The organism is Oceanobacillus piezotolerans (assembly GCF_003665065.1).
Lineage (GTDB): Bacteria > Bacillota > Bacilli > Bacillales > Amphibacillaceae > Oceanobacillus > Oceanobacillus piezotolerans.
Map to the genome: position 1 here is coordinate 481760 of NZ_RCHR01000002.1, position 26982 is coordinate 508741.

Annotated in this window: 23 protein-coding genes and 2 pseudogenes; 4 read left to right on the forward strand and 21 right to left on the reverse strand. The window is 38.2% G+C overall.

Annotation, left to right across the window (positions count from 1 at the left end; translation table 11 throughout):
* Positions 1-64 precede the first annotated feature (64 nt).
* The 6 genes and pseudogenes from D8M04_RS06660 to mmgD form a co-directional block, all read right to left on the reverse strand.
* A pseudogene (locus D8M04_RS06660) lies at positions 65-817 on the reverse strand (3-hydroxyacyl-CoA dehydrogenase family protein).
* 137 nt (positions 818-954) lie between these two features.
* Positions 955-1695 carry a 2-phosphosulfolactate phosphatase gene (locus D8M04_RS06665; protein WP_121522126.1) on the reverse strand — a complete coding sequence of 247 codons (741 nt, stop codon included), beginning with the start codon at positions 1693-1695 and terminating at the stop codon, positions 955-957.
* Positions 1692-2918, reverse strand: coding sequence for an acyl-CoA dehydrogenase family protein (locus D8M04_RS06670; protein ID WP_121522127.1), 1227 nt, complete (start codon positions 2916-2918; stop codon positions 1692-1694). The genes D8M04_RS06665 and D8M04_RS06670 overlap by 4 nt, the downstream gene beginning before the upstream one ends.
* Before the next feature lie 547 nt (positions 2919-3465).
* Complete coding sequence (gene prpB, locus D8M04_RS06675; RefSeq protein ID WP_121522128.1) at positions 3466-4374, reverse strand: methylisocitrate lyase; 909 nt, start codon at positions 4372-4374, stop codon at positions 3466-3468.
* A gap of 116 nt (positions 4375-4490) precedes the next feature.
* Positions 4491-5927 (reverse strand): bifunctional 2-methylcitrate dehydratase/aconitate hydratase, encoded by a 1437-nt coding sequence (locus tag D8M04_RS06680; protein ID WP_121522129.1) that lies wholly within the window; start codon positions 5925-5927, stop codon positions 4491-4493.
* 33 nt (positions 5928-5960) lie between these two features.
* Entirely contained in the window at positions 5961-7070 is a 1110-nt protein-coding gene (gene mmgD, locus D8M04_RS06685) for a citrate synthase (RefSeq protein WP_121522130.1), read from the reverse strand.
* A gap of 143 nt (positions 7071-7213) precedes the next feature.
* On the opposite strand from mmgD, the gene D8M04_RS06690 reads away from it, so the two are divergent.
* Entirely contained in the window at positions 7214-8083 is an 870-nt protein-coding gene (locus tag D8M04_RS06690; protein ID WP_121522131.1) for a LysR family transcriptional regulator, read from the forward strand.
* A 234-nt stretch (positions 8084-8317) separates the two neighbouring features.
* Here D8M04_RS06690 and D8M04_RS06695 read toward each other — a convergent pair whose 3' ends face one another.
* The 11 genes from D8M04_RS06695 to D8M04_RS06745 all read right to left on the reverse strand — a co-directional run bounded on the left by D8M04_RS06695 (position 8318) and on the right by D8M04_RS06745 (position 19568).
* Complete coding sequence (locus D8M04_RS06695) at positions 8318-9466, reverse strand: thiolase family protein (protein ID WP_121522132.1); 1149 nt, start codon at positions 9464-9466, stop codon at positions 8318-8320.
* Positions 9467-9542: 76 nt separating this feature from the next.
* A complete protein-coding gene (locus D8M04_RS06700; protein WP_121522133.1) occupies positions 9543-10283 on the reverse strand; it encodes an SDR family NAD(P)-dependent oxidoreductase in 741 nt (246 codons plus the stop codon).
* 20 nt (positions 10284-10303) lie between these two features.
* Positions 10304-11083: an enoyl-CoA hydratase/isomerase family protein gene (locus D8M04_RS06705; RefSeq protein WP_121522134.1), complete on the reverse strand. Its 780-nt coding sequence runs from the start codon at positions 11081-11083 to the stop codon at positions 10304-10306.
* A complete protein-coding gene (locus D8M04_RS06710; RefSeq protein WP_121522135.1) occupies positions 11073-12245 on the reverse strand; it encodes an acyl-CoA dehydrogenase family protein in 1173 nt (390 codons plus the stop codon). The genes D8M04_RS06705 and D8M04_RS06710 overlap by 11 nt, the downstream gene beginning before the upstream one ends.
* A complete protein-coding gene (locus D8M04_RS06715) occupies positions 12242-13105 on the reverse strand; it encodes a 3-hydroxyacyl-CoA dehydrogenase (RefSeq protein WP_121522390.1) in 864 nt (287 codons plus the stop codon). Before D8M04_RS06715 ends, D8M04_RS06710 begins: the two co-directional genes overlap by 4 nt.
* A 65-nt stretch (positions 13106-13170) precedes the next feature.
* The gene (locus D8M04_RS06720) at positions 13171-13914 is read right to left on the reverse strand and encodes an SDR family NAD(P)-dependent oxidoreductase (RefSeq protein ID WP_187695415.1); all 744 of its coding nucleotides are present in this window, start codon (positions 13912-13914) and stop codon (positions 13171-13173) included.
* Between the two features lie 49 nt (positions 13915-13963).
* Positions 13964-15604 carry an AMP-binding protein gene (locus D8M04_RS06725; RefSeq protein ID WP_121522137.1) on the reverse strand — a complete coding sequence of 547 codons (1641 nt, stop codon included), beginning with the start codon at positions 15602-15604 and terminating at the stop codon, positions 13964-13966.
* Positions 15605-15618: 14 nt separating this feature from the next.
* Positions 15619-16419, reverse strand: a complete 801-nt coding sequence (gene menB / locus D8M04_RS06730) for a 1,4-dihydroxy-2-naphthoyl-CoA synthase (protein WP_121522138.1) — start codon at positions 16417-16419, stop codon at positions 15619-15621.
* 15 nt (positions 16420-16434) lie between these two features.
* Positions 16435-17610 (reverse strand): acyl-CoA dehydrogenase family protein, encoded by a 1176-nt coding sequence (locus D8M04_RS06735; RefSeq protein ID WP_121522139.1) that lies wholly within the window; start codon positions 17608-17610, stop codon positions 16435-16437.
* 201 nt (positions 17611-17811) lie between these two features.
* Positions 17812-19134, reverse strand: coding sequence for a sigma-54 interaction domain-containing protein (locus D8M04_RS06740; RefSeq protein ID WP_158595091.1), 1323 nt, complete (start codon positions 19132-19134; stop codon positions 17812-17814).
* A gap of 14 nt (positions 19135-19148) precedes the next feature.
* Complete coding sequence (locus D8M04_RS06745) at positions 19149-19568, reverse strand: hotdog family protein (protein ID WP_121522141.1); 420 nt, start codon at positions 19566-19568, stop codon at positions 19149-19151.
* 231 nt (positions 19569-19799) lie between these two features.
* On the opposite strand from D8M04_RS06745, the gene D8M04_RS20395 reads away from it, so the two are divergent.
* Positions 19800-20021, forward strand: a complete 222-nt coding sequence (locus tag D8M04_RS20395; RefSeq protein ID WP_246001141.1) for a LysR substrate-binding domain-containing protein — start codon at positions 19800-19802, stop codon at positions 20019-20021.
* A gap of 599 nt (positions 20022-20620) precedes the next feature.
* Here the strand turns inward: D8M04_RS20395 and D8M04_RS06755 are convergent.
* The 4 genes from D8M04_RS06755 to D8M04_RS06770 form a co-directional block, all read right to left on the reverse strand.
* Positions 20621-21829, reverse strand: coding sequence for an FAD-dependent monooxygenase (locus D8M04_RS06755; protein ID WP_121522391.1), 1209 nt, complete (start codon positions 21827-21829; stop codon positions 20621-20623).
* Between the two features lie 69 nt (positions 21830-21898).
* Entirely contained in the window at positions 21899-23011 is a 1113-nt protein-coding gene (locus D8M04_RS06760; protein WP_121522142.1) for a cupin domain-containing protein, read from the reverse strand.
* Positions 23012-23031: 20 nt separating this feature from the next.
* Positions 23032-23538 carry a DinB family protein gene (locus tag D8M04_RS06765; protein ID WP_121522143.1) on the reverse strand — a complete coding sequence of 169 codons (507 nt, stop codon included), beginning with the start codon at positions 23536-23538 and terminating at the stop codon, positions 23032-23034.
* A gap of 5 nt (positions 23539-23543) precedes the next feature.
* Positions 23544-24488: a fumarylacetoacetate hydrolase family protein gene (locus D8M04_RS06770; RefSeq protein ID WP_121522144.1), complete on the reverse strand. Its 945-nt coding sequence runs from the start codon at positions 24486-24488 to the stop codon at positions 23544-23546.
* Positions 24489-24728: 240 nt separating this feature from the next.
* Here D8M04_RS06770 and D8M04_RS06775 point away from each other — a divergent pair, with 240 nt between their 5' ends.
* Together D8M04_RS06775 and D8M04_RS06780 are read left to right on the forward strand one after the other, a co-directional pair.
* Positions 24729-25457 (forward strand): IclR family transcriptional regulator, encoded by a 729-nt coding sequence (locus tag D8M04_RS06775; RefSeq protein ID WP_121522145.1) that lies wholly within the window; start codon positions 24729-24731, stop codon positions 25455-25457.
* 671 nt (positions 25458-26128) lie between these two features.
* Positions 26129-26764 (forward strand): annotated as a pseudogene (locus D8M04_RS06780) (amidohydrolase family protein); the annotation flags it as partial.
* Positions 26765-26982 lie beyond the last annotated feature (218 nt).

Here is a 26982-nt window from a genome sequence, read left to right on the forward strand (position 1 = left end):
TTGAAAAAGTAGTACATACTTTTTTATAGTATGTACCCATCCGCAGTTGTAATCATTCCTATACTTAGTACTCGTAGAAACCTTTTCCTGTCTTCATTCCATAATGTCCTGCACGCACTAATTTCTTCAATAAGTATGGTACTCTATATTTAGAATCACCCGTTTCATTGAAAAGCGATTCTTGAACATGCAGTAAAGTATCTAATCCTACTAAATCGGCTAACTTCAACGGTCCAATTGGGTGATTTGCTCCTAGTTTCATCCCTTCATCAATATCTTCTCGTGATGCAATTCCTTCCCCTAATACAAATATTGCTTCACAAATCATAGGTACTAAAATTCGATTAACGACAAATAACGGTGAATCTTCTACAATAATTCCTTTCTTATTAATTCGCTCTGTAATTTCAATGGACTTTGCCATTGTTTCCTCCGAAGCTTCCACCCTTCACAACTTCAACCAATCTCATAATTGGAGCAGGGTTAAAGAAGTGTAAACCACATACTTTATCAGGCCGATTTGTTACTGAAGCCATTTCAGTTATAGATTTGTAATCGCTTCCACAACTAAATCAGCATCTTTAAATTGGCCTTTATCCGTTGTGAATGTTAAACGGTTTAGAACATCCTCTACTTCATTTTCCTTTCCTTGCTTTCCTAAAATCTTACCAAGACTCTTTGTAATAGTTTGTTTTGCTTTTTCCAGCAGTTCTCCGTTTACATCAACCAAAACTACTTCGAAACCACTCGTTGCAAATACTTGTGCAATACCATTCCCCATTATTCCAGAACCGATCACTCCAACTTTCAAGTTTATTCTCCCCTCACTCAAAAACTTTCAACTAGTCAGTAGACTTAAGATCTATTTTCCTTGGTAGTTACTATATCTTCATCATAAAACTCTGTGTGATAATTTATTATTTGCATGTAAAGGTTTCATAAAAACATAGCAAACTAGAATGCTTCCTCTGTCTTAACAGAGACGATTGAACCCTGCTTATACATTGGGACAACATTTACTTTTCCTATATGGTTGATGATGTATCTTATTTCCTCTCCGTATCCCATCTTAATTAATAATTTTGCCGTTTCAGATTCATATAAATTTTGATATTGTTGTTCTTTTGATTGTAGAAACAACTGATGTGCAACTCGACTAGAATCTGATAAAGAATATTTATTAAGTTTTATAAGACAATCTATTAATTGTCCTGCTCCTACCATATCTTCCATTGAGAAGTGACCCGCATTACCAGAGCAAATAATAACAATAGAACGATCTTCCATATTATTGCGAAGATAACCCCCAACAGTTGGTCCATTAATAATAGAAGATAAAACTAATCTATTTGCATATTTCGCCAATTTTATCGCTCGTGTTCCATTTGTTGAACAAATAATAACCGGCTTTTGCACAGAGATATGTGATAAGTTCGTTACATCTGTATAATCAAATCCTTCTATTCTCTTTCCATTTTCTTCTCCTAATAATAAGGCATTTTGTTTTAATTTCTTAAAATAAGAAATTGCTTCATTACTATTTTCTGCTGAATAGATAGGTCCATAACCCTTATCGAGGAGAAATATAATAGAAGATGTAGCTAGGAAAACATCAATTACAATAACAATTGACCTTTCTAATCTTTCCGGTGCTACTAGTTCCTTTTGTGTTATCACTTGAATTCGATTCATCATAATTTTATACTTTTGTTTTTTCTTCTTTCGCGAATTTCCAATTTTGCAATATCACGTATATGAACTTGATCAGGTCCATCCACAATTCGTAATGTTCTTGCATGTGCATAATGTTCTGCTAACGGGAAGTCCTGTGAAACTCCTCCGCCTCCGTGGACTTCAATTGCACGATCAATTACATTTAATGCTACTCTAGGAACAGCAATTTTTATCATCGCAATCTCTTTGCGCGCTGCCTTCGCACCATATTGATCAATCTTATGTGCAGTACTCAGAGTTAATAATCTTGCTTGTTCAATCTCTAGTCTGCTTTCTGCAATTTGTACACGGATTACATCTTTATCGATTAGTTTGGAACCAAATGCCTCTCTTTCTTCTGCGCGATCAATTAATAAATCCAAAGCACGTTCTGCTTGACCAATTCCACGCATTGCATGGTGAATTCTTCCAGGTCCCAATCTGCCTTGAGCGATTTCAAATCCTCTTCCCTCTCCTAATAGCAGGTTTGATATCGGTACTCGAACGTTATTATAATGTACTTCAGCATGACCTGTTGGGGCATGGTCATAACCGAATACTTTTAATGGGCGTTTTATTTCTATCCCTGGAGTATCCATTGGAACCAAAATCATTGACTGCTGTTTATGCGGTTCTGCACTAGGGTCTGTTTTACCCATTACAATTGCTATTTTACATCTTGGATCGATTGCACCTGTCGACCACCACTTTTTTCCATTAATCACATATTCGTTACCTACACGAATAATTTCTGTTTGGATATTCGTAGCATCAGAAGAAGCAATAGTGGGTTCTGTCATCGAAAAGATAGATCGAATTTCTCCTTCCAATAATGGGGTTAACCATTCTTGCTTTTGTTCTTCGTTACCATACTTAATCAATACTTCCATATTTCCAGTATCAGGTGCATTGCAATTAAAGATTTCTGGAGCTATTAAGGATCGTCCCATAATTTCACAGAGATATGCATATTCATAATTCGTTAAACCTTTGCCATAATTATCATCAGCATAGAAAAGATTCCATAATCCTTGGCTTTTTGCCTTTTGTTTCAATTCTTCTATAATTGGTGGTATTGTCCAACGGTTCTCTGGATTTTCTAAATATTCTTCCACTTCTTTTTCTGCAGGATAAATATACTCCTCCATAAAATCAAGTAATTCTACTTTTAACCTTTCTGCATAACTAGATATTTCTTTCAACATGCAAATACCTCCCATTTTTACAATTAGTAATGGTAAGTGTGTAAAATGACGTGTTTATTAGTCAGATAAATATAAATCTTTTTATAATTATAATTTTAACACTACACAAATTTAAACTCAAGTATTATTTTTGAACACTGTTTTAAATATTATCGAAAGAGGTTGGTAGTAACTTAATGACTTAAAGTAAATTAGAGTGGTGCCCACCAAATTTGTAGGTGAGGCTACCACTCCTATATACTTCGCATTAAATTTAACCCAAAAAAGTAAACGTTATTCACAAATTAGAAACTCTTTAATATCGTAAGTATGACTTTTTTGCAAAGCATTTGGTAGTATGGAGCGCCGCATACCCGCAATGATGTCATGCCTACCTTCCCTTATAAAGGTGATTAATTTTTGTGTAAAATAAAGATTACAAAATTGAAGAAGTTAGCTCCGCAATAAGGAACTTACATATCAGCAAATAAACTCGTAAATATTAACCATTAATTCCTTTTAGGTTTCTATAAGATAATGTTTTTTATGTCTCATCGTTTTCTCAAGTCTAGTTTCCATCCCCCAACACCGTCCTAGCAATCCCCTCATCCAATCCCTCAAAATCATGATAAGAAATCGTCTCATAGAGTTCCTTCCTCGTCTGCATATCCTGAACAGCATCTTTCTGAGAACCTTTTTCTTTAATCAGATTAAAGACCCTCTCATATGCCTTAGCAGCCACTCGAAGCGATGTAACTGGATAGATAACCATTCTAAAGCCCATATCTTCAAATTCCTTAGCACTGATATATGGTGTTTTCCCAAATTCAGTCATATTCGCTAATAAAGGTTCCCTTATTTTAGTAGAGAAAACCCGAAATTCTTCATCCGTTTCTAAAGCTTCTGGGAAAATAGCATCCGCACCAGCATCAATATAGGCTTGTGCTCTTTCCAATGCTGCTTCCATTCCCTCAACGGCTCTTGCATCTGTTCTTGCAACAATCACTAATGTGGGTGCGACCTCTTTGATTGCGGTTATTTTTTGCACCATTTCTTCAGTGGAAACAAGCTGCTTCCCATTTAAATGTCCACATTTCTTCGGCAATTGCTGATCTTCTATTTGCACCGCTGCTACATTCGCCTCTACCATTTCTCTTGCCGTTCGGACAACATTGAGTACCCCGCCAAAACCTGTGTCAATGTCCACAAGTACGGGTAAATTGGTTGCACGTATAATATCTTTTGCACGTTCGGCCACTTCAGTGGAGGTAACAATCCCTAGGTCTGGTAATCCGCGACTAGCTGTATAAGCCCCACCTGACAAATAGAGAGCTTTGAAGCCTACATTTTTTGCCACTAGACCAGCCATGGCATCATGGGCACCAGGAATTTGTAAGATCTCATCTAATTGTATTAGTTCCTTAAATTTATCTGCTAATTGTACTTGTGTTAACGGTTCATCAACAATCCATGCCATTTGGTTTCCTCCTTATTATGTAAAACCAGGGAGGGAATCTCCCTCCTGATTTACTTACTTTTCTGAAATATGTTTACAGCTATTTATCTTGTTCTAGAAGCTTCAAAATATGCCAATCATTTAATATACAATTCTACATAATCATTTACGTTCATTGCTGATAGTTCTTCGTAATCAAAGGACACTTTCTCTATTTTCTTCCTCTGCTTTTCTGTATACTGTGTTGCAAGGTTCAGCGATAGCTTATCCTTAATCTGAGGAATTGCCTCATCCCTTCTGAAACGGTGCCCTAATGGATATTCTATTTCAACCTTTTCCGTTACGCTTCCATCTTTAAAAAATACTTGAACTGCATTGGCAATAGAGCGTTTATTTCGATCAAGATAATCCTCGGTATACTGTTTATTTTCCGTAACAATCATTTTATCTCTAAGCGCATCTATTCTTGGATCCTGTGCTACTTCATCCTCATAATCTTCTGCAGTGATATTCCCCTTCAATAACCCAATAGCAGTAATGTACTGAATACAATGATCACGGTCAGCTGGATTATAGAGTGGACCTTTCTTATCAATAATGCGAATGGCTGATTCATGAGTAGTTATCGTAATTGAATCAATTTCATCGATACGCTCCAATACTTCTGGATGCAATTTAACCGCAGCTTCTGCAGCAGTTTGCGCATGGAATTCTGCTGGGTAAGAAACTTTAAATAATACATTTTCCATTACATAACTATCTAAAGGACGTGCGAGAGTTAAAGTGTTCCCTTTAAATAACACATCTTGGAATCCCCATCCTTCTGCACTTAATGCAGTTTGGTATCCCATTTCTCCCTTCATAGCCATCATCGCTAAACGCACACCTCTACTCGTCGCATCGCCCGCGGCCCATGATTTACGGGATCCAGTATTAGGTGCATGACGATAGGTTCGCAGACTGGAATTATCAATCCATGCATTCGTTAATGCATTGTTAATTTCTTCCCGGCCACCACCAAGCATTTTGGTAACTACTGCTGTCGTAGCAATTTTCACAAATAGCACATGATCGAGTCCAACACGATTTAAGCTGTTCTCTAAAGCTAGCACACCTTGGATTTCATGCGCCTTGATCATGGCTTCCAACACATCTCTCATTGTTAATGGTTCTTGTTGCTTGCTTATCCGCTCACGACTTATGTAATCTGCGACAGCGAGAATTCCTCCCAAGTTATCAGAAGGATGACCCCATTCTGCAGCAAGCCACGTATCATTGTAATCCAGCCAACGAATCATTGCTCCAATATTAAAAGCTCCTTGTATTGGATCAAGCACATAACTTGTACCAGGTATACGCGTACCATTTGGAACAATAGTGTCAGGCACGATTGGCCCTAGAAGTTTAGTACACTCCGGATAGTTGAGTGCGAGAATGCCGCAACCTAATGTATCCATTAAGACATATTGTGCTGTAGAAAATGCTTCTTCACTAGTTATCTCTTTATCTAGCACATAATCAGTAATTTGCTGTATTAATTCATCTGTTTTCTTTTGTTCATTTGTTTTAATCACTTTTTTCCGCCCTCTCTATAGTAAGAATAAATTTCACTCATACTGCTTTCCAATATAGTTGACACGTGGTCTGAATATTCGATTGTTTTCATGTTGTTCCATGACATGTGCAGCGATACCTGCTGTTCTTGCACTAAAGAAAATCGGGGTATACAGAGGGATAGGAATGCCAAGCTTAAAGTATACTGGCGCAGCATAATAATCTAGATTAGGATATAGTCCCTTTTCTTCTGCCATGATACGTTCTCCCGCTTCACATTTCTCTAATAACGAATTATCTCCATCTATACTGGAAAGTTCTTTTAATGCTTCCTTCACAATTACCGCTCTTGGATCCATTTTTTTCATATAGACACGATGTCCAAATCCCATAATTTTTTCCTTCTGACGTAGTTTTTCATGGATAATCGCCTCAAAACCGTCTATCGTATCCGCTTCCTGAAGCATGTACATTACCGCTTCATTCGCACCTCCATGTAAATTACCTTTCAACGAAGAAATTGCCCCAGTTAACGCACCATATAGATCTGAATTGGTGGAAGCTATTACTCTTGCGGTAAACGTCGAATTAGGCATTTCATGTTCACTGTATAATAGAAGCAGTTGGTCAAACACTCTAGTTTCTAGCTCTGTTGGTTTCTGGCCAGTAATCATATACAAAAAGTTTTCACTATAGGACAAATCCTTCAACGGTGCAACGGGTTCTTTTCCATTCAATATTCGATAGCTATTTACCGTCAACGTTGGCATCAGCCCTAATAGTTGATACGCACGTTTTTTATTTACCTCTAAGGAACGGTCATCAATAGAATCATCATGTCCAGCAAGTACGGAGATTCCAGTACGCATAGCATCCATTGGGTGGATTTCGGGAGACAACAAGTCCAATACTTTTAACACGTTTGTTGGCAGTTCATAGTTCACTGCTAATCGCTCTTTTAGTGCAGCTTTTTCGGAAGCGTTAGGCAATACGCCTTCTAATAATAAATGGACAACTTCTAGATAATCCTTGTTTTTAGATAATTCGATGAGATCATAGCCTTGAATGATAATCTTCTCTTTCTCTACATCTAAAAACGAAATCTCTGTTTCTGCCGCAATCACGCCGTCTAATCCTGGGGCAAATGTTTCCTTTATTTTCATAACTCACCCTCCAATTTATATGACTATTCTATTTATTATAACAATTATACAATTGATATAAATATTATAAAAATATATAATATTTATAATTAAACATAAATAAAATCTATACCTTAATTACATTTCTATTTGGTGGTGATGTTATGAACTATCAAGACTGGGAAATGTTGGTGACTTTAAGAGAAACTGAAAATATATCAAAGGCTGCTCATCAACTATTTTTGTCGCAACCAACATTAACAACCAGGATTAAAAAGTTAGAAGATTACTATAGTGTTCCTATCATTTTAAGAAAGAGAAGAGGAGTGTCCTTTACACCGGAAGGGGAACAGCTCGCTCAGCATGCGAAAAAGATGATTCAGCAGCAGCACATGATTGAAGAAAAAATTAATAACATGAAAGACCAAGTAACAGGGACATTAAAAGTTGGAGTATCCAATTTTTTCGCTTTAAATAAAATGCCTAAACTACTGCGCCTATTTAAGAAAAAATATCCAAACGTTGAATTTGAACTTGTTACTGGATGGAGTAGTGACATGCATCGGTTGTTATTAAATCACGATGTTCACCTCAGTTTTGTTAAAGGGGATTATCCATGGAAAGGTGAAAAGGAATTGCTTTACGAAGAGGACATATGCGTCACTGCTCCTTGGGAATTTGAACTTAAAGACCTCCCTTTCTTGCCACGTATTGATTATCATACAGATGATTTAATGCGTAACCTTGTTGATAATTGGTGGTACCATCATTTTTATGAAAGTCCTAATGTAAAGATTCACGTTAATCAAGTAGAAACATGTAAAGAAATGGTTATTAATGGACTTGGCTACGCTATTATGGCATCCCTGGTTGTACGTCCCCATCCAGAACTTTTTGTTAAACCTCTTCTGGATGCATCAGGAAAGCCAATCATTCGGAAAACTTGGATGTATTATCATGAGGAGTCATTACAGGTTAATATTGTTAAAGCGTTTATTTCATTTATTCGTTCAGTAGATGTGAAGGAGATTTAGGATGAGGATTCTTAGAATTTATTTTTTATAGAGTAGTTGATTCTAGTTCTTTCAAAGAGCATATTTCTTGAAATATGAATGTTTTATCCTTGTTGCCAGCATCTTTCCAAATAATTGCCAATTCACTATTTTCCAAATTGGACCTTCAAAAAATGAACAACTTCATTCAGGTTACTTTATAAATTGTGGCAAGGAATAGTACTTTCCCTGCCACCACAGATAGATATTAGTGCTTTAATTAACCCGCTCTATCACAGTCCCCGTAGCCATCCCACCACCACAACACATCACCTGCAGCCCATATCGCTTATCTAAATCCTCTAATTCATGAAGCAAAGTTGTCATAATCCGTGCACCACTAGCACCTGTTGGATGACCTAATGCAATAGCGCCACCACGAGGATTTACCTTTTCAATATCAGGTTGGATTTCCATCATCCACGCTAATGCAACCGAAGCAAAAGCTTCATTGCATTCAAACACATCAATATCTGAAACACATAATCCAGTCTTCTCTAACAATCGTTTCGTTAATGGAATTGGGCCAGTAAGCATCAAAGTAGGATCAGAACCTATCACATCTCTTGCTACAATTTTAGCGCGGGGTTTTAAACCTAACGCTTCTGCTTTTTCTCTCGACATTATCAAGACAGCTGCTGCCCCATCACTAATTTGACTTGCATTTCCTGCCGTTATCTTCCCCTCTTCCCGGAAGACTGTCTTTAAAGCAGCTAGTTTCTTTACACTACTATTTGGACGAATCCCCTCATCCTCTGTAACAAGAATCCGCTCTCCATCTTTTTCTACTTCTATTGGGAGGATTTCACGATGGAATGCCCCATTCTCCGATGCTTTAGCAGCCAACTTATGGCTTCGAACGGCAAAGTCATCTAGTTCCTCTCTTGAAAAACCCCATTTATCTGCAATCCGTTCAGCCGCCTCCCCTTGGGTTACTACTTCATATTTTTCATTTAACTCCTCCGGTTCTGGTACTTTATCTGAGCCCATCGGATGCCTTGTCATATGTTCTACACCTGCTGCAATGACAACATCACAATCTCCACTTATAATACTTTGTGCGGCTTGATTGACAGCATGCTGTGATGATCCACATTTACGATTAATCGTCATTGCAGGTACATCTTTTGGCAATCCAGCCATTAATGAGGCAATCCGTGCAATATTATTACCTTGCTCCTCATTTTGGGTCACACAGCCAACGATAATGTCATCAATCAAACCAGCATCTATTCCAGTCCGATCCATAACTCCCTTTAAAATTGCTGCTAACAAATATTCTGCTCTTGTATCCGAATAAACTCCTTTTCTTCTCCCAACTGGCAGACGGACTGCCTCAACAATCACCGCATCTCTATTTCCCATGCCTCTCTCCCTTTCTTACTAGACTGATAGAAAAAGCCATCGACGCACAGACGATGACTTTTATTTTCCCATTCATTCAACCAAACATATTATGGCCCCCATTAACGCTTAGCACTTGCCCCGTAATCCAATCTGCTTCATCAGATAGTAAAAACAATACCGCACCACTAACATCTGCCGCGTTTCCAAGCCGCTTCATTGGATAATTTCTCACCATCTTTGCTATCATATCGTCAGTAAACTCACCTTGATCAATCATTCCAATGGAAACCGTATTACACTGAATATGATCCCTTCCTACTTCTTTAGCTAAAGACTTCAGAAAACTAATTGCCCCATTTCGTGCTGCCGCGGAAACAATTAAATGTCGGTCTCCGGTACGAGCTGAGTCGCCAACGATATTAACAAACTTTCCTTGCCCTCTCTCCTTCATACCTGGAACAAAGATATATGCAAGGTTCAGCACACCGTGGAGACAAACATCTACTTCCTTTTTCCATTCCTCTGGTTCATACTCGAAGAATGATTTCATTTGAGCGTAACCAGCATTATTTACAATCCCATCAATAGGACCAAACTCAGCAAATATTTTATTCTTCATTGCTTCTGCTTCCTGAAAATCTGCAAGATCTGCCTTTACACTAATCACTTCTACACCGAACTTTTTGACTTCTTCTATTGTATTGGAAGCCTCTTCCTCAGATTGGTAATAGTGGACGGCAATATTTGCTCCCCTAGAAGCTGCCTCTATTGCAAGCTGGCGCCCAATGCCTTTTGCTGCTCCAGTTACCAGTATATTTTTTCCTGTTAACTTCATGTTTCACCTTCTCCCAAACTCTAATTCCCTGCAAAAGTAGCATTTCTTTTTTCTAGAAATGCTTGGGTTCCTTCCACTTTATCATCCGTACCATATAACAATGCTTGTGCTAAATTTTCAATTAGAAGAGCTGTATCCATATCCACATCATATCCCTTGTTTACAGCTATCTTAGCCATTTGAATCGCAATAGGACCTTTTTGCGAGATACGTCGTGCTTTTTCCTTTGCCGTTTCCATAAGCTCTTCTTGGAAAACCACCTGGGAAACTAGACCGATTTCCTTCGCTTCATCGGCAAGTATAAATTCTCCTGTCAAAATCATATCCAAAGCTTTTCCTCTTCCTACTACACGTGCTAGACGTTGTGTTCCACCTGCTCCTGGGATAACAGCTAAATTCAATTCTGGCAAACCAAGTTTGGCATTATTGGATGCTATGCGAATATCACATGCCAGTGCAAGCTCCAGTCCACCGCCTAGTGCATAGCCATTAATAGCTGCAATCGTTGCCTTTTTACTATTTTCAATGCAACGGTAAACTTCTGACATACTTCCTTTTGAAAAAGCATCCAGTGGTTGTCTTTTGGTTAGCTGATTAATATCAGCACCAGCTGCAAATGCCTTTTCACCGGAACCGGTAAAAATGATTACTTTTATTTCTGAGTCCGCTTCTAATTGCTCCATAGCATACATGATTTCTTTTATGGTAGTTCCATTTAATGCATTCCGTACATCTGGCCGATTAATACGAATGGTGGCAATTGCTTCCTCTTTTAAAAGCAAAATATTCTCAAACTCCATGAGCAACACCCCTTTTTTCGTACTGACGATGAAGCTGGGAGGCAATAATATTTTTCTGAATTTCAGAGGTACCTTCGTAGATTCTTGTAATTCGTGCATCTCTGTAGAAGCGTTCGATTGGATATTCAGAAATATATCCAAGTCCACCATGAATTTGAACAGCTTTATCTGCTACACGGTTATACACCTCAGAACCTAATAATTTGACCATAGCTGCTTCTTTAATTACTTTTTTACCTTCGTCTACCATCGATGCAACACGATAAACCATTGAACGAAGTGCTTCTACATCTACAGCCATCTCTGCTAGGTAATGCTGAATAATTTGCTGCTCAAAAATCGGCTTATCAAATTGAATTCGATTATGGGCATAGTCAATGGACATTTCCAGAAGTTTGTCAGCAGAACCAAGGTTCCTCGCAGCCATTCCAGCTCTTCCATTCGCTAAAATCTTTAATGCATTTACATAACCTTGGCCTTCTTCTCCAAGTACATTTTCAACTGGAACTTCACAATCCTCGAAGAAAACTTCAGAAGAATGTGAACCATGAAGCCCCATTTTCTGTTCAATTTTACCAATCGTTAGACCAGGCGTATCCTTTTCAATAATAAACGACGTTATTCCCCTGGTTCCTTTTGATGGGTCTGTCACCGCCATCACAGTAAATATATCTGCTATTGGAGCATTGGTAATGTAATGTTTGCTTCCATTAATAATGTATTTATCCCCTTTTTTCACAGCAGTTGTTTGTAAATTGGAAGCATGGGAGCCTGCACTAGGCTCTGTTAACGCAAAGGCGCCAATTTTCTCACCTGATGCCATGGCTGGGAGATACTTTTGCTTTTGTTCTTCTGTACCCATTTCAACAATCCCTACACCTCCAATTCCGGTATGGCCGCCAATGACAGTCGTGAATCCATTATGGGTTCTTCCAACCTCCTCTAAAACTGCACATTTTCCGACCATGTTTAAACCAAGTCCACCATATTCCTCGGGTACACTAAGGGCAAAGAGTCCCATTTGTTTGGATTTTTCCATAATCCGTTCAGGAATTTCATTTGTTTCTTCAATTTCCATCGCATATGGTTCTACTTCATTGTCAATAAAATCTCGTATCCCTTCCTTAAGGGATTTAATATCCTCTGAGAACTCAAAATTCATAGACGTATTCCCTCTCTTTCATAATCATAAAATCCTTTCCCTGATTTTCTGCCTAATCGCCCTGATTTAACGTATTTTACAAGTAACGGAGAAGGACGATATTTCTCGCCCAGGTTCTGGTAAAGGTATTCCATGTTTCGTAATCTAGTATCCAGTCCAACTAAATCCGCCATTTCCAGTGGTCCCATTGGATGGTTTAGTCCAAGCTTAATCGCTTTATCAATATCTTCTGGCGAAGCAACCCCTTCCATCAGCATGTTCATTGCTTCGTTTCCAATCACGCAATTCATTCTGCTTGTAACGAAACCAGGGAATTCATTGACTTCTACTGTTTCTTTACCCATCTTCTCTGCAACAAATTTTATCGCATCAACTGTTTCATTAGCTGTATCCATTCCGCGGATTATTTCGATTAGTTTCATCCGATGGACAGGGTTAAAAAAATGCATTGCAATAAACTTTTCAGGCTGCTTTGTACTTGCACCAATTTCTGTAGGGCTCATAGTCGAAGTATTAGTTGCAAGGATGGCATGCTCTGGCGCATATTCATTCACTTGTCTAAACACTTCTATTTTGATGTCGATTTTTTCTAACACTGCTTCGATGACTAAATCTGTATCCTTTACAGCCTCATTAATCTTTGTTGTATAGTATATTTCATCCAGGGCACCATGGTATTGCTCCTTATTAATAAACCCTTTTTCAAAGCTCTTATTGGCAAGCTCTTCTATAAACAATTTGGCTTGGTTTAACGCCTGTTCAGAAATATCCTGCAGATGAACGTGGAAACCGGAAAGAGCTGCTTGATACGCAATACCTCGTCCCATTGTTCCACTTCCAATAACAGAGATTCTTTCAATCATCTTATCTCCCCCTATCCTATGTTAGTTGGAAGACTCACCCTACAGAAGAGTGAGTCACGTTTTTACACCATAGTTAGCCCTCCATTTACAGATAGCGTCTGTCCTGTCACATAATCCGCTTCTGATGATGCAAAATATACAACCGCTCCTGCAATATCTGTAGGCTTCGCTAAGCGCCGAAATGGAATAGCTTTTTCCAGTGCTTTGGTTATTCCTTGATTATAGGTGCCAATTTCCTGGAACAGTGGTGTATCACTTGGACCTGGGGCAACACAGTTAACATTAATATTATGTCTAGCCATTTCACGAGCTAGTGTTTTTGTAAGGGCGATCACCCCACCTTTAGCAGCAGAATATACAGCCTCCCCACTTGATCCAACACGTCCAGAATCAGAAGCTATATTGACTACTTTTCCAGAACCCTGGTCAATCATAATTGGCAGTATTTCTTTACAAGTATGGATTTGTCCCATTAAGTTAATATCCATGATTCGTTTCCAAGTACTTGGTTCACTGTTCAGGAAAGGTTCTACCTTATCCCAGCCTGCATTATTGACTAAAACATCAATCGAGCCATATTGTTCAGTAGATTCCTTCACCGCTTCCTTAACACTTTCCAATGTCGTCACATCACAATAAACAGCTGTCGCTTCTCCTTCAGTCTCTTTTATCATTGATACAGTTTCTTCTGCATTCGTCATATTAATGTCTGCAACTACAACTTTAGTTGATTTTGATGCTAGCAGCTTAGCAATCTCTCTACCAATCCCACTACCTGCTCCTGTAACAAAGGCCACCTTTTTCATATTGATTCTTCCTCCCTTTATTGTTCGTTTTCCGTAATCCTTCCAAAAATCAGTCCACTTGATTGAGCTGCTGTCTTATTTGCTCACGCAATCGGAACTTTTGAATCTTCCCACTTGGTGTTCTAGGAAAGTCTTCTACAACCTCCAAATGCTCTGGCCAATATTGTTTTGCTACTCCTTTTTCTTGTAAATAGTTCTTCAATTCCTCCAGCGTCATTGCTTCCTTACCTGACTTCAAACTAATAAAAGCACACGCTCTTTCCTGTAAGCGAGTGTCTGGCATGGCAACAACTTGTGCTACAGAAATATCAGGATGTTCATATAAAACGTTTTCAATATAGGCAACCGGGATATTCTCACCACCTCGAATAATAATATCTTTATCCCGACCAGAAATACGGATATATCCATCCTCATCCATAACCGCTCTATCCCCTGTAATAAACCAACCATCATGATGTTCAGCTTCTGTTATATCCATTCGTTTTAGATAACCAACAAATTGTGCCGGTCCTTTACTTAATAACGAACCTTCCTCATTTGGACGGCATTCCCTGAAATTATCATCTACTACCATTACTTCCATCCCCGGAAACGCAAAACCATCAGTACCTGTAAGTTTTTCTTCTGAATCATTTAGAGAAGTCAATGTCACTAGACCATTCTCCGATTGCCCCCAGCCTGCTAAAATTGTAAAATTCACTTTACTCTTCGCTTCTTTTACTAATGGTCTTGGTATTGGTGCTCCGATAGTGACAAATGCTCGGAGTTTGTCGATTGGTTGGTTTTCGATTCCATCCAGTTGTACCGTATCTTGAAGAAATGGAGTAGCCCCTGCAGTAAAGGTAATGTTTTCTTTTTTGATTAACTGAATAAATTCTTGAGGATTCCAAATATCCTGATATACACCTGTTCCAGCGATATGAATAGGTAATCGAACCCCATAACCAAATCCAGCTTGGTGGGCAAAGGTAGAAGCCATAAACATAACATCCTCCGATGTTAAATGTAGACGGTCAATCCAATAATTTGTAGAAACACAAAGCGTATTATGTGTATGCATGACCCCTTTTGGATCTCCTGTTGTACCTGAGGTAAAGATAATTTCTGTGACCTCATTTGGATCATGTGTAATGTTATCCAGTTCTGCGATGTCCCTTATTTTCTCCCATGGTTCATCGAACAAAACAGATAGCGATTCCATCTCTTCTGGAACGTTTTCTCCTATTACAAATACTTTCTCCATCGCTGGCCAGCCATTAATTAATCGATTCACCATTTCAGGATAATTAAAATTACGGAAGGTATCTGGAATAACAAGCATTTTTGCTTCTGTCATGCTCAACATATAATTAATCTCACGGTCGCGAAAGATTGGTACAAGCGGATTGGTGATGGCCCCAATTCGCGTTGCTGCTAAATGCAAAATAATAAATTCATTCCAGTTTGGTAATTGTAAAGAAATAACATCCTCTTTTTCTAAGCCAAATTCTTTTAAACCGATTGCCACTCTGTCCACTATCTTCCCAAGCTCTCGGTAAGTATACCTGCTTTTCACATCCACAATTGCTGTATTATCAGGATACTTTTCGATTGCTTCATTTAAATAATCCAAAATCGTCTTATTTGGCCAAAGCGATTGATACTTTTCAATATAAGTATCTGTTAACAGAGTTTCGAACTTCCCCATATTTCTCCCTCCTATCACTTTCTAAATTGCTGAAAGTCAACAGCACGTTTTTCTAAAAAGGCATTCTTTCCTTCATTTGATTCCTCCGTGTTGTAGAACATAGCAAGGCTGGCCATAGATAGTTGGGAAATACCTTGAATGCTTGCAGAGTCTGCATTAAAGGAATACTTCAACATCTTAATGGCAGTTGGACTCTTTTCTAATATTTTCTTTGCCCAAGCATCCGCTTCGGCTTGCAGTTGATTCGCAGGTACTATTTTGTTAACTAAGCCCATTTCCTTGCATTCCTCAGCTGTATATTGCTCACATAGGTACCAAATCTCTCTTGCCTTCTTCTCCCCAACAATTCTTGCTAAATAGGCTGAACCATAGCCGGCATCATAGCTGCCAACCTTTGGACCACTTTGCCCAAATTTAGCAGAATCTGCTGCAATCGTTAAATCACAAACCACATGTAAAACATGCCCGCCACCTATTGCATAGCCATTTACTGCTGCGATGACTGGCTTTGGTATATTGCGAATCGTTTGATGAAGGTTCTCTACCTCCAGCCCGATTCCCCCACCGAGCCCACCGGAGTAGTCATAGCCGCCTTCTGAACCCTTTTCCTTTTGATCGCCACCTACGCAAAAAGCTTTCTCTCCAGCACCAGTCAGAACAACAACACCAACGCGATTATCATCCCATGCATCGCGTAATGCCCAAATTAATTCATTAATCGTTTGTGCTCGAAAAGCATTTAACCTATCTGGTCGATTAATTGTAAGTTTTGCAATACCGTCCTGTTTTTCATATAAAATATCTGTAAGTTCCATCTTATTTCCACTCCTTTATTTCGTAACAGCTGGTCTCTCATAGGACCTGAATTCTTTCCCAATAATGTCATTTGCAATGACCATTTGATTTGCTTGTGCCGTTCCATCCCCAATTTCCAATCCAATTACATCACGCAATCGCTGTTCCAACGCCATTTCTTTTGTGTAGGCATAATGCCCATTTAGTAGTAAACACTCATGAATTGCTTCTTGGCTGCACTTGGGTCCAAGCCACTTAACAGATGCGGATTCTTTGGAATGCTTTAAACCTTGGTCACGTAGCCATAACCCGCGGTACGCCTGCCATTTAATCATCTCAAGCTGGGTATAATGTGTCACAATTGGAAAGGAGACTGCTTGATATTTCGCAAGCGGCTTGCCAAAGGATTGTCGCACCTTAACATGCTCAATTGTTTCATCTAAGCTCTGGAATGCGGCACCAACACATTGAAGTCCAATTAGCAAGCGACTAAGGTCAAATCCATTCATAACTTGAGAAAACCCTTTATTTTCTAGCCCTATCAAATATTTCTCAGGTAGCTCTACATCATTTAGATAAATCGATCCGCGTCCGATTGGAATATTCCCCATGTCTTCATAACCTTTGCACTCTACCCCTGGCAGCTCTGCTGGACAAATAAATGCACTAATCCCTCGATTTCCTAATTCTGGATTGGTTTTTGCAAATATAATGAAAGCGTCACCAATCGTTGCCACACTAATCCCTGATTTTTCACCATTTACTACATAAACACCGTTTTTATACACGGCAGTTGTTTGAATACCTGCTGCATCTGTTCCTGCTGCCGGTTCCGTCAATGCGATTCCAACAATCTTTTCCCCACTTGAGATTTGTGGAAGCCATTCTTGTTTTAATTCCTCGCTTGCATGGTTGTTGATAATCTCTCCTATTAAAGAGTTCAGCATCACAGCATAGGTTAAGTTAAAATCTCCTCTCCCTATTTCTTCTGCGGCTATTCCAGTCATTACGCAATCCGCTTCACTTCCTCCATATTCTACCGGAATCCGAAGCCCATTAACTCCTAAGTCCCCCAACTTTTTCCAAAGGTGCTTAGGCATCGTCCCTTCCCGATCCCATTTTGTATAATTAGGAAGTAATTCTTCCTTTGCAAATTCCCTCAGCATATTTCTAAAATACTCTTGCTCTTCCGTAAATGAAAAATCTAACACGACATTCCCTCCTTTTACTATTTAATAAGCAAAAATTATGCCAGATTTTATCTCCCATCACATACCCATTTTCCCAATCTCATATTTGCGAATATACTATTTATTCGCAGCCCTACGAAACAAATTTGCGAGAATACATTGAAATCAAAATAAAAATAAGCCCCGATCATTTTCTTCCGTGGCTTATTCGAAGTTTCTCTATTATTTTATTTTCAAGTTATACTTAGCAATCTTACGGTATAAACTGGCAACATGAATCTTTAACTTTTGAGCAGCAAGCATTTTATCTCCGTTTGTTTGTTCTAGCGCTTCTTTTATCGCTTGCATTTCGGCTTGTTGTACAATATCCTCCAAGCTTACTAGAGTGGTATTATTGTTCGATGCTATACGACTCGACGCGTGGTTACTGCTTGTTTGTATATAGAGTAAATCCAACGAGAGCGTATCCTTTTCCACTATGTTCATTCCTCGCTCAATGCATGCTTTTAATTCCCTAACATTCCCTGGCCACTCATAAGAAAGAAGCCATTCCTCCATTGTGGAATCAATATAGGATACTTCCTTATCAAAGTGCCGATTGTAATAGTCAATGAAAAAATGGGTTAAGGGCAAAATATCTTCTTTCCTCACTCTTAATGGAGGGATTTGTAGCTCAAATACATATAAACGATAATATAAATCCTGGCGAAACTCTCCTTTGTCGACCATTTTTTTTAAATCCCTGTTTGTTGCAGCAATAATACGGATATCAACTTGCTTCCTAGTCGTACCTCCCAATCTTTCTACTTCTCTTTCCTGTAAAACACGAAGCAATTTTCCTTGTGCTTGATAAGATAGTTCTGAAATTTCGTCCAAGAATAAAGTTCCGTTTTGAGCCAGTTCAATTTTTCCTGGTTTTCCCTCCTTTTTAGCCCCACTGAATGCTCCAGGTTCATAACCAAAAAGCTCTGACTCGAATAGCTCGTCAGGGATAGCGACACAATTCACAGCAATGAAGGAATGTGATTTTCTTGAGCTTAATCCATGAATTGCCTGTGCAAATAATTCCTTTCCAGTACCACTTTCACCAGTTAATAGTATCGTAGAATTTCCCGTTGCAATTTTGGAAGCCAATTCCTTCACACGCTGCATCGCTGGACTATTTCCAATAATATCCTCAAAATGATATCGCTGATGTTCAACCGTTTTTTTCTTGTATTTTTTCATTTCCATTGAATTGATAAAGGAGACCAACTCAGAATGAGAAACATCGTCCCCTGTGATCATAATTTGAATTATATTTTTATCCTCTTGGTGAAAAATCTTTATTAGACATGGCACGCTATTGATTAGCGTGAAAAAGACACCTTTTTTATTTGTCCGCTTATCAAATTTCATAACCGTTTTGAGTTGACGTCCTATCATTTCTTCTCCTGAAAGATTAAAGCGTTTGCAGAAAACGGGACTCACATATGTTATTTCGTTATTCAAGTTGGTCTCTAGATTCCCATATGTATCTAATTTATAACTTTTTTCGGTTATCATTTTGGCATCACCTATCATAACGAATTATCTAAAACATATATCACAACTTGTCCTTTTATTACCTCTTTCCCATCTACGTCATAACAAGTAACTTTTTGGGTTAACCAATTTCTCTCCTTATTGATATCAATAATAACTAGCTCAGCTGTAATAACTTCTCCAACATGAACTGGTGAATAAAATACTAAATCTTTTTGTAATAGAACACAAGGAATCCCGGGTAGCTTGGAGCTGATCACTTGTGTAATTAAACCTTCTGTAAGCAAAGCGGGCACAATTGGTTTAGGGTAATGCTTTTTCCAAGCTTGCTCATCCTTATCATAAACGGGGCTATAGTCTCTCGTTAATTCCTTACTGACCCTGACATCCTCTTCCGTAAATTCGCGCTCTAAACGAGCTGTTTGTCCTATAGAGATATCGTTTATACTTGGCATATATCATCCCACACTATTTTAAATTTTCTTAGATTTATTATACGGCACTTTACCTTTAAAATAAAGACTAAGGAAAAAAGCAACTCCAACCCAGGTTAAAATTGCTTTTTACTTAAACTTATCCTACATGCTCTTATCCCAACACCTTCCTAACAATACTCTTCATCCAGCCTCTTAAGAGGAGTATCCTTTACACCTGAAGGGGAACAGCTCGCTCAGCATGCGAAAAAGATGATTCAGCAACAGCACATGATTGAAGAGAAAATGAATAACATGAAAGACCAAGTAACAGGGACATTTAAAGTTGGATTATCCAATTTTTTCGCTTTAAATAAAGTGCCTAAACTACTGCGCCTATTTAAGAAAAAATATCCAAACGTTGAATTTGAACTTGTTACGGGAAGACATGCATCGATTGTTATTAAATCACGATGTTCACCTCAGTTTTGTTAAAGGGGATTATCCTTGGAAAGGTGAAAAGGAATTGCTTTACGAAGAGGAAATATGCGTTACGCTCCTTGGGAGTTTAAACTAGACAACCTCCCTTTTTTGCCACGGATTGATTACCATACAGATGATTTAATGCGTAACCTTGTTGATAATTGGTGGTAACATCATTTTTATAAGAGTCCTAATATAAAGATTCACGTTAATCAAGTAGAAACATGCAAAGAAATGGTCGTTAATGGTGTTAAAGCGTTTATTTCATTTATTCGTTCAGTAGATGTGAAGGAGATTTAAAATGAGGGAAGTTATTGGTTTACTTTTAGTAGGGAGAGTGATTTTAGTTCTTTCCATTAGAAGGTAAAAGAAATCGATGCAAAAAAGCAACCTCAACAAAATTGAAGTTGCTTTCCAAATTATACTTATCACCAACAATTCCCTACAGAAGGTACCTACAACACCATTAGAATTAAAAGATCCAATCAACCAATTCTGAAGTAATTATTCTTATGGAAATTGTTTAAAGAAATTATTAAACTCATTCTACAATTGTTATGAATATAGAAACATCCTCGTTTCAATCATTTATTGTCTTTACTTTCCCCTTTTTAATTCCTTACTTCTACTGGAGAAACCTTGTTATATCCATGGTATTGATCGATAAATGAAAAGTCCTGTTCCGTACGTTTACTTAAAATAGTATCTCTTAACAATGTCGTTATTGGTTCTGTACTATGAATAATCTCGCCCCAATTTCTCGCGCTTGTTTGAACATAAGCTGTACGTGGCTGGCGTTCCTGCTGATATGCTTCGAATGCCTCACTGTAATTCTCGTGCTTTTTAACCATGTCTGCGAGATAACCAGCATCTTCTAATGCTTGGCATGCCCCTTGTGCTAAATATTGAAGCATTGGGTGAGCTGCATCTCCCATTAGGGTGATGTTTCCTTTTGTCCAGTTTTCAATTGGATTGCGGTCGTACATTGGCCATCTCTTCTGTCTTGAAATATAGGAGATCGCTGTTTGTACCTTATCACATGTATCTTTAAATACTTCATCCATTTCCTCTGGAGTTCCCCAATCAAAAGTATGCTCAATTTCTTTACGATACTGATAGCTTTTAAAGACAACTACTTGATTGTAAAGTTCTCCGCGTCGTACAGGATATTGAACCACGTGCATGTTTGGACCAATCCACATAATGACATCATCCAAGTTAGCAACATTCGTTATTTCCTCCATTGGAATCGCTCCACGGTATGCAACATATTCTGAGCACACCGGTTGATCATCGCTAAAAATCTTCCTCGTTTTTGACCACAGACCATCAGCTCCAATAACTGCTTCTCCAACATGTGCTTCTCCATTTGCATTATATACTTCTACTTTTTCTCCAGCTTCTTCTATCGTAGTGATTTGCTGGTTGTTAACTAATTCTATATTCGGATGGTCTACACAAGCATCAATTAATGATTGCTGTAAATCTGAACGGTGTAATACTACATAAGGTGCGCCGTACCTTTCCTGGTAAACGCTTCCAATGTCTAGTGCTGATAATTCCTCTCCTGTAAACGCATCCATTAATACTAAGCGCTTTGGAAAAACAGCCACTTCACTAATTTTATCCATGACCCCTAATCGTCGTAATACATTTGTTGCATTAGCTGCAAGCTGAATTCCTGCACCAATCTCCCCAAATTCCGGTGCTTGCTCCAGCACTTTTACATTTTTTCCTGATTGCGCTAAACCAAGAGCTGTTGCCAAGCCACCAATTCCTCCACCAACAACAATGATCGGATTTTCTTTACTGTTTGTCACTTTTTCTTCCTCCCTTTTATTAATGAGAGGAGTCATTCGATTGGACCCCTCTCAAGACCGCCCCTTTTTTTATCTAAAGTCTGCCTTAAATTCCCCAGTAACTGTTTGATGCCCGTTATTTCCCTCGTATTGTTCTTCCTTTTCTAGTTCAAAACGATCCATAATTGGAATATCATTAACAGAGAAAAGATAAGAATCCTCAGCCGGAACATGCTCATACCATGCCCAGTTAGGTACCACAAAGTAATCGCCAGCTTTCCAATCAAAGCGAACGCCGTTAATAATCGTATAACCGGACCCTTTATACGCATGATAGATTGTTGAATGTGTATGACGAAGCGCTTTTGTATTGAAATCTTTTGGTAAAAATTGCATTCTAGTTCCCATCGTAGGGTTTGCTGATTTACCTGTTGATGGATTAATATATTCCACGGCAAATCCATGGTTAGGATCTGGATCAAACTCCATTAGTCCTTTAATCGCATCTACTGTGCGACTCCACTTATAATTCGCAAGTGGAGCAACATCAAATTTGTCGTCGCCAACTGGACGAACCATTCCACCTCTGTAGCGTTTTTCAGAGAAGTTATCTGGAACGTTTGGTTGTTGCAATCCAGCTTCATATGGCTCAAAGAACGTACCACCGATAGAGTATATAGTCGGGATATCTAGCGCATCCATCCAGATCATTGGTTTATCACCTAAATGACCATGTCCGTGCCATAAGTTTTTCGGAGTAATAAGAAAATCTCCTTCTTCCATGAAGATTCTTTCTCCTTGTACAATCGTATACGCACCTTCACCCTCTGTGATAAAGCGCAATGCGCTTTGCGTATGGCGATGTGATGGAGCTTCTTCACCAGGCAATAACAATTGAACCGCAGCATATAATGTTTGTGTTGTGGATACTTGCCCCCATGGTTTCCGATATGTTAATCCAGGATTTTGGAAGTAGATTGCACGACGTTCTCCACCACGTTCAGGTGTAAAAATTTCAGCTGCTTCCATCAACTTTTTCTCAATTAATTCAGCAGACCAAAGATACGCCTCTGCTTGAGGCTCCGGATTTTTATTCATGACTTCTGGAATCGCTTCCCAAAGTGGTCCAAGGTTATACTGTTGAATATCTTTCGTAAAATCCTGTACATCTTGATCCTTTAAAAAATTACCTTTTTCAGCCATCTGAATCTTCCTCTCTACTATTATTTTGTTGCATTGTTACTTAACTTAGAAAGATTACGCTGGATTTGATTGTAATGCCCTTCAACATGTTCCACTAAGAAATGCTCAATTAGGAATGAAACTGGCTTGTTGCCAAATTTAGCAAAGTTGCGATGTGGGTTTTCTTCTGTTAAACGTTCATCGTCGACTTTCGATAGCCTCTCCGTTACAACAGGCTTCAACTCTTTCACTTTTGCAATAACAGCATTCACATCTAATTCATCAGGACTTTCGACTGCTTCTAAGCGATCTGGATTTTGTAATCCTCTTCCCCATTCAGATCCAGGTTGCTCTAATATCGTTTCTAACTCACTTAGCCAGTATAAGGTTGCTTCGTTTACGTGATTTAGAATTTGTAAAATAGACCACTCATCCTCTGCAGGCTTCCAGCGAATAGTTTCCTCTGAGAGGTCTTGTACAGTCGTCACGATTTTATCCAATGATCCATTAATCGATTCCGTATAGCTTAGTACCTTCACATCAGTCATCTATCTTATTCTCCCTTCTGTAAAGCAACTTTGTTTTCTAACGTTCCAATTTTATCGATTTCGATTTTCACGACATCTCCATCTTTCAAGAATACTTGTGGATCACGTGCGACACCTACTCCACCAGGTGTTCCAGTAAGAACCACATCGCCAGGTTCTAAAGTCATTAGGTTAGATAGAAATGCTACTAGCTTTTGAACGGTAAATACTAGATTCTCTGTGTTCGAATGTTGTCGCTCTTCTCCATTCACAGTAAGCACAACCTCAAGACCGGATGGATCGGTAATTTCATCAGAAGTAACCAGCCATGGTCCCATCGGAGCACTGCCTTCAACGGCTTTTCCTTGTAACCATTGAAGAGTACGACGTTGAATATCACGATACGTGACATCGTTTGTGATGGTATAACCAGCAACATAATCAAGTGCCTCTTCTTCCGATACATTTCGTGCTTGTTTACCTACTACAAATGTAAATTCCGCTTCGTAATCAAGTTGTTCTGAAATTGGATAGAATGGAATATCATCCTCTGGACCAACAATCGTATTAGCAAACTTAGCAAAAACGACAGGATTGGAAGGAAGTTCTCTTCCCATTTCCAGAATATGTTCACGATAGTTATGACCTACACAGATCATTTTTCCTGGGCTTGATAAAGGTGCTTCTATCTTCACTTCCCCTTTGGAATAAACAAGTTGATGTATAAAATCCGTGCCATTGCTCAATGCAAAGTCGATCGCTCTTTTTGCTAACTCCATACTTTCTTTCCCACCTTGCAAAAACGCTTCCATTTTTGCAGGAACAAAAGCTTCTGCTATTTCCTTATATCGATATTTTCCTTCGCTTTTTAGTAAAGCCTGATACGCATAATTTAAATCAATTACTTTGTTTTCTTCTACGACCGCTCCGATTCTTGAGTAACCGTTTACAGTAAAGGTAATAAGTTTCATCATATTCTCCTTTTTCATTAAGTATTTTCAGACCTGCTGTGGAATTACAGTTTTTTCTCATTCCACTATTGTGATACATAGTTATATTATATATAATTATTATAAATCTGAATATTTATTAATGTCAATATTAAACTATTGTAATTTATTTATATTAATTTTATATTTATAATTATCGGCACATTTACCGACAATATTATAAATTATTTCGTTAAATTGAACATAAAGGAGTAGGTACTTATGGAAACAAAAAGAAAGAATGATACCATTCAATCTTTGAGGATTGGACTTTCTATTATAGAAGTCATTGCAAAAGAAGGAAGACCATTAAAAGTAATAGAAATACAGGAGAAAACACAAATCACAAAAAGTAATTTATATAAATATTTAAACACTTTAATTCAAGAAAACTTTTTGTTTCGGGATTCAGAGACAAGCATGTATCATCTAGGCTCGAAATTGATTCAATATGGATTTGCAGCCATGGGTAATCAGGATATTCTCCCTATTATTACACCCTATCTTCAGTCAATCAGTGTGCGTACAAGAAGCTCTGTTATTTTTGCTGTACCAACGTACAATGGGCCGGTTATTGCAAAAATCTGGCGGTCTAGTCAAATACTAAATATAGGAGCTGAATTGGGAACATTACTTCCCCCAAGATCCTCGTCCGGGAAAATTTTCCATGCATTTTCCAGTAAATTGATGATTGATAGCTGGAACAAAGAAAAGGATTTGTCCTTACCTGAAAACGAATTAGAAAAAATTAAAAAGGACAAGATTGCCTTTGCGAACGAGCCACTTATATCACAGATTTCTTCTGTTTCTATTCCTATATTATCTTTTGACAAGGAATTAATTGGGATTGTAACTGTTGTTGGGTTTTCAACTGATATACCAAGTACGCCAGATAGCGAGTTTAGTCAATATTTGCAGGAGGTACAGTTGGAGATATCAGGAAAGTTTTGATGGAATTGAGAGAAAGAGAGGATAATAGATAAAAAGATAGGTATATTATACTTTTTTCTATTCCTTTCTTTTTCACCATATTGGAACTCCTAGTGTCATCCCCGTCCTTCCAGCAAACCAAATTTTTATTTATACAATTGTTACTATCCTCATTTCTCAAAAAGATAATATTTTTAATTATTAAGGAGATTATTATTATAAAACTGATAGATTCTTCAAGAAATCTGGAACTAAAATTATCAATCCTCATTATCAATTTTTTCAATATGTCAGCAGCTCCATGGCTATGTCCTACCAATTCATGCTCCAGATATTTTCCTCAAACCTAAATTGACTTTATACCAATCCCCACCTCCATAAACTGTTACCAACAGATTAATCGAGTAACTATTTATAAAAAATAAAAAATATTTTAAATTTCTTATAACTATGTTCCTTATAGAGGAACTGGAGTATTTAGATACAATTTCTATAACATATAATGAGAACTAGCTTCAGGATTTTCTTAAGCAAAGAAAAGTCTTATTTTTTACGATGAATTATATGACTAACAGGAATCATTTACCTTTCCTTATTAATGTAAGCGGTTTCTGACTAAGAGATAATTCATTTCACAACCAAAAATGGGAGGAATGGAAAGATGACTTTATCCAATACAAAACTAAAGGCAGGCAATAGCTGAAATGGAAAGAGCTGTTAAGGATCTAAGGCTTAGAGGAATACAAATAGGTTCCAATGTAAACGGACTAAATCTGGATGACATTTCCCTTTATCCCTTTTTTGAAGCGGCAGCGGAAATGAATGTTCCACTTTTTGTCCACCCTTGGGCAACACTTGGACGAGAAAGACTGGAGCGGTTCAATACCATGTACACGGTTGGTATGCCTTCAGAAACTGCTCTTGCAGCTGGAAGCATCATTATGAGCGGGATGCTAGAAAAGCTGCCGAACCTAAAGGTTTGCTTTGCTCACGGAGGTGGGGCTCTTCCATACATCCTTCCAAGAATGGATCAGGGCTGGGAAGTCTGGCCAGATACCCGTAATATAGAAAAAGTTCCAAGCTATTATGCTAAAAAACTATACTATGATTCCCTTGTATACGATCCGAATAATTTGAGATTTATGATCGAACAATTCGGGGCAAGACAGATTATCGCTGGCTCTGATTATCCATTTCTATTGCGTGAAAAGCCTGTTGGTAAGGTTATTGACAATCTTAACGATATATCAGAGGAAGATGCTGTTTTAATGCTTGGACAGAATGCTTTAGACTTTCTAGAGATCAATGAATTGGTTAAAACCAATTAGAATATATTCTCGAAAATTTAATCGTTAAACACACTAGTCTACATGATTCTATTTGAAATGACTGGTGTATTCAAAGGTACGAAGGTACTTCGATTTGAGCAATAGAAGAAAAGGAAGTAGGAGCTATTTCTTATTACAACGACATGGAAGCTGACCCATCAAGAATGGAGAATTGTTTCATGGCTTTATTCAAAAAGCCAAATTATTTCTGACAGGAG

Excerpts from the sequence above, each read along its gene's own strand:
- D8M04_RS06690 (WP_121522131.1), top strand. The coding sequence starts at position 7,214 with ATGAACTATCAAGACTGGGAAATGTTGGTGACTTTAAGAGAAACTGAA.
- D8M04_RS06705 (WP_121522134.1), bottom strand. The coding sequence starts at position 11,083 with ATGGAGTTTGAGAATATTTTGCTTTTAAAAGAGGAAGCAATTGCCACC.
- D8M04_RS06765 (WP_121522143.1), bottom strand. The coding sequence starts at position 23,538 with ATGACTGATGTGAAGGTACTAAGCTATACGGAATCGATTAATGGATCA.
- D8M04_RS06770 (WP_121522144.1), bottom strand. The coding sequence starts at position 24,488 with ATGAAACTTATTACCTTTACTGTAAACGGTTACTCAAGAATCGGAGCG.
- D8M04_RS06710 (WP_121522135.1), bottom strand. The coding sequence starts at position 12,245 with ATGAATTTTGAGTTCTCAGAGGATATTAAATCCCTTAAGGAAGGGATA.
- D8M04_RS06725 (WP_121522137.1), bottom strand. The coding sequence starts at position 15,604 with ATGGGGAAGTTCGAAACTCTGTTAACAGATACTTATATTGAAAAGTAT.
- D8M04_RS06760 (WP_121522142.1), bottom strand. The coding sequence starts at position 23,011 with ATGGCTGAAAAAGGTAATTTTTTAAAGGATCAAGATGTACAGGATTTT.
- D8M04_RS06695 (WP_121522132.1), bottom strand. The coding sequence starts at position 9,466 with ATGGGAAATAGAGATGCGGTGATTGTTGAGGCAGTCCGTCTGCCAGTT.
- D8M04_RS06720 (WP_187695415.1), bottom strand. The coding sequence starts at position 13,914 with ATGAAAAAGGTGGCCTTTGTTACAGGAGCAGGTAGTGGGATTGGTAGA.
- mmgD (WP_121522130.1), bottom strand. The coding sequence starts at position 7,070 with ATGAAAATAAAGGAAACATTTGCCCCAGGATTAGACGGCGTGATTGCG.
- D8M04_RS06665 (WP_121522126.1), bottom strand. The coding sequence starts at position 1,695 with ATGATGAATCGAATTCAAGTGATAACACAAAAGGAACTAGTAGCACCG.
- D8M04_RS06740 (WP_158595091.1), bottom strand. The coding sequence starts at position 19,134 with ATGATAACCGAAAAAAGTTATAAATTAGATACATATGGGAATCTAGAG.
- D8M04_RS06670 (WP_121522127.1), bottom strand. The coding sequence starts at position 2,918 with ATGTTGAAAGAAATATCTAGTTATGCAGAAAGGTTAAAAGTAGAATTA.
- D8M04_RS06775 (WP_121522145.1), top strand. The coding sequence starts at position 24,729 with ATGGAAACAAAAAGAAAGAATGATACCATTCAATCTTTGAGGATTGGA.
- prpB (WP_121522128.1), bottom strand. The coding sequence starts at position 4,374 with ATGGCATGGATTGTTGATGAACCGTTAACACAAGTACAATTAGCAGAT.
- menB (WP_121522138.1), bottom strand. The coding sequence starts at position 16,419 with ATGGAACTTACAGATATTTTATATGAAAAACAGGACGGTATTGCAAAA.
- D8M04_RS06700 (WP_121522133.1), bottom strand. The coding sequence starts at position 10,283 with ATGAAGTTAACAGGAAAAAATATACTGGTAACTGGAGCAGCAAAAGGC.
- D8M04_RS20395 (WP_246001141.1), top strand. The coding sequence starts at position 19,800 with ATGATTCAGCAACAGCACATGATTGAAGAGAAAATGAATAACATGAAA.
- D8M04_RS06745 (WP_121522141.1), bottom strand. The coding sequence starts at position 19,568 with ATGCCAAGTATAAACGATATCTCTATAGGACAAACAGCTCGTTTAGAG.